We start from the raw sequence: 562 nt of genomic DNA on the forward strand, positions 1-562 counted from the left end.
CAGAAGGTCATCGACGCCGTCAAGGCCAAGGACTCGAGCGCCACGATCGACACAGTCCGCAAGGACCCCGATGGCTCCTATGACGCGCTCGGGACGACGTCCGATGGCGCCAAGGTGATGTTCGAGGTCAGCGCGGACCTGGCCACGATCACCCAGGGCCAGGGGGGTCAGGGCGACCAGGGCGGTCCGCGCGGGCAGGCCACCGGTGGCTCGACCACCGGTGGGTCCGGTGCCGCCGCCAATGGCACCGCGGGCACGGCGACGCCGACGCTGCCCAGCAACTGACGCGCCCGCCCGGCTCCTTGCGTCCGCGTGATCCGTCGCCATGGCGACCGATCACGCGGGGGCAAGAGACCCGGGAATGGTCTCTCCAAACGATCTGTTACGATATATCGGAACACATCGACGAAAGGAGACGATCATGCGAGGCATGAACGAATTCGAGTTTCCCAAGCGCGGTCGCGGACCGCGCGACCAGCACGGTCACGAGCATGGCGGCCACGGCGGCCCTGGTGGCCCCGGCGGCCCCGGTGGCCCCGGTGGCCCCGGTGGCCCCGGTGGC

Annotated in this window: 1 pseudogene; it reads left to right on the forward strand. The window is 69.9% G+C overall.

The window, feature by feature from the left end:
• A pseudogene (locus tag BN10_RS17530) lies at positions 1 to 285 on the forward strand (hypothetical protein); the annotation flags it as partial.
• Between the last annotated feature and the right edge of the window lie 277 nt (positions 286 to 562).

The organism is Phycicoccus elongatus Lp2 (assembly GCF_000367525.1).
Classification (GTDB): Bacteria; Actinomycetota; Actinomycetes; order Actinomycetales; family Dermatophilaceae; genus Phycicoccus_A; species Phycicoccus_A elongatus.